We start from the raw sequence: 2718 nt of genomic DNA, 5'->3' as shown, positions 1-2718 counted from the left end.
CCTGCCGGCCGCGGCCGCACCGGCCACGGCCGCCGGCGCTCCCGGCGCATCCGCCCCCGCGGTGCCGCTGCGGGTGGCGACGTACAACATTCACGCCGGGGCCGGCCAGGACCAGGTCTTCGACCTGGACCGCACCGCGGCGGCCCTGCGCGGCCTGCGCGCCGACGTGATCGGCCTCCAGGAGGTCGACGTCCACTGGGGTGCCCGGAGCGACTTCGCCGACGAGGCACGCGCACTGGCCGGGAAGCTGGGCATGCGGGTGTTCTTCGCGCCGATCTACGACCTGGACCCGGCCGGCCAGGGCGGTGAGCGGCGGCAGTTCGGCGTCGCCGTGCTCAGCCGCCACCCGGTGCTCGCCGCCGAGAACCACGAGATCACCCGGCTCTCCACCCAGACACCCGATCCGGTACCGGCCCCGGCGCCGGGCTTCGCCGAGGTGGTGGTCGACGTGCGGGGCGCGCACGTGCACGTCTACACCACGCACCTGGACTACCGGGCCGACCCGTCGGTCCGCGAGGCGCAGGTGGCGGACATGCTCGGCGTCCTGGCCGCCGACCGCGGACCGAAGGTCCTGGTCGGTGACTTCAACGCCGAGGCGGGCGCCCCCGAGCTGGCGCCGCTGTGGGAGCGGCTGCGGGACGCCGCCCCCGACGCCGGCGGGACGTACCCGGCGATCGACCCGGTCAAGCGCATCGACCTCGTCACCGTCTCGCCCGGCATCCGCGTGACCGGCGCCCGTACGGTGGCGACGCAGGCATCGGACCACCGGCCCGTGGTCACGGACCTGGAGGTCCGCCGACGCGGCCGCTGAACCGGTCACCGGCGGGCCCGCTCACCCGCCCTGGAGGCGTCGCAGGTCGGAGGGGCGGACCTGGATGGCCACCACGGCGATCAGCGCGGCGAGCACGGCGAAGATCGCCGCCATGACGAAGGCCGCCGAGACACCGGAGGTGAGGACCTCGTCGGCCCAGGGCGGCGGCAGCTCCCCGGTGCGCTGGAAGCGCAGGCGCTCGGCGGGGGTCGCCTGCCGCAGGAAGAGCGGAACCTGTTTCTCCGCCTCGTTGCCGCTCACCGTGCCGAACACCGTGACCAGGATGGACAGACCGAGCGAACCGCCGACCTGCTGGGTGGCGTTGAGGAGGCCGGAGGCCGCGCCGCTCTCCCGCACGGGTACGTCCGACAGCGCCATCAGCGTCAGCGACACGAACTCCATGCCCATGCCGAGGCTGAAGACCAGCATCGGCCCGAGGACGCTGCCCGCGTAGGTGGAGTGGACGTCGGTCAGCGTCAGCCAGCCCAGGCCCGCCGCCGCGAGCACACCACCCCCGACCATGAAGGGTTTGGGCCCGTACACGGGCAGGAACCGCGAGGCCAGTCCGGCGCCGATCGCGATGACCGCGCTGACCGGCAGGAAGGCGAGTCCGGCCCGCAGGGGGCTGAAGTCCAGCACGTCCTGCACGAAGAGCGTCAGGAAGAAGAACATGCCGAACATCGCCGCGGCCAGGCACAGCATGATGCCGTACGTGCCCGCGCGGTTCCGGTCGGCGAACATGTGCAGCGGGGTGATGGGCTGCCTCGACCTCCTCTCGACCAGGACGAACCCGGCGAGGACGAGGACGGCCGCGGCGAACGAGGCCAGGGTGAGCGGGTCCCGCCAGCCGTCCTGCGCGGCCCTGATGAACCCGTAGACCAGCAGCACCATGCCGACGGTGGAGGTCAGCGCGCCGGTGACGTCGAAGTGGCCCGGGTGGCGTTCGGACTTCCCGATCCAGCGTGGTGCGGCGAGGGCGATGAGCAGCCCGATCGGGACGTTGACGAAGAGCACCCACCGCCAGTTCAGCCACTCCACGAGCACGCCCCCGGCGAGCAGCCCGATCGCGCCGCCGCCCGCCGACACCGCGGCGAAGACCCCGAAGGCCCGGTTGCGTTCCGGCCCTTCGCGGAAGGTGGTGCTGATCAGGGCGAGGGCCGTCGGGGAGGCGATGGCGCCTCCCACGCCCTGGAGGGCGCGGGCGGCGAGGAGTTGGCCGGAGTTCTGGGCGAACCCGCCGAGCAGCGAGGCCAGCGCGAAGAGCAGCACGCCGACGACGAAGACGCGCCGTCTGCCGAGGATGTCGCCGGTCCGGCCGCCGAGCAGCAGCAGACCGCCGAAGGTCAGGGTGTAGGCGTTGACCACCCACGACAGGCTGGTGGTGGAGAAGTCCAGGGAGCGCTGGATGTGCGGCAGCGCGATGTTCACGATGGTGATGTCCAGCACCACCATCAGCTGACACGACGCGATGACCAGCAGCGCCATCGCGTTCCCACCGCCGCCGGTGTCCTGGACGGCGTTCTGCGGCGCGGAGGCCGGTCGCGGACTGCTTCTGGTCATGCCGGGTCACCCTTTCGGGGGTCCACCGTTCGACCGTACGCGCACGTCCCGTTGCCTACATCTCGATCACCACGGCCCGCCGGGAGGCCCACGGCAGCCGGCGGCGGTGGGTGAACGCCGCTTCACCGGGCTGCCGGACGGCGGGCACCTGCGGTCTTCGGCGTCCCGGAACTCCGCCTCCGCCGCCCCGGGCCGTTCGGACCGGAGCAGGGTTCCCCACGATGCGGTGGGCCCGGCCTCCGACCCGCGGCTCCGGTCGTGCGCTGTCCGTCGGTCCCGTGACGCGTGGCAGCCCGCCGTGCGCCCCGTGCCGGCCGGGACCGCGGGCCGCCGGTGAGGGAGGACCG

The 2718-nt window shown here is 73.4% G+C and carries 2 protein-coding genes; one reads left to right on the top strand and one right to left on the bottom strand.

Features of this window, described 5'->3' with window-relative positions:
- Positions 1–811 (top strand): endonuclease/exonuclease/phosphatase family protein (locus tag B7767_RS26900; RefSeq protein ID WP_107486350.1); only part of this gene is annotated, 811 nt, incomplete at its 5' end.
- A gap of 21 nt (positions 812–832) precedes the next feature.
- Here the strand turns inward: B7767_RS26900 and B7767_RS26895 are convergent.
- The gene (locus tag B7767_RS26895; protein WP_085574444.1) at positions 833–2371 is read right to left on the bottom strand and encodes an MFS transporter; all 1539 of its coding nucleotides are present in this window, start codon (positions 2369–2371) and stop codon (positions 833–835) included.
- Positions 2372–2718 lie beyond the last annotated feature (347 nt).

Origin of the sequence: Streptomyces sp. 13-12-16, assembly GCF_002114215.1 — a bacterium.
Lineage (GTDB): Bacteria > Actinomycetota > Actinomycetes > Streptomycetales > Streptomycetaceae > Streptomyces.
Note: the sequence above shows the minus strand (reverse complement) of the source record. Positions and strands in the feature narration are given on the sequence as shown.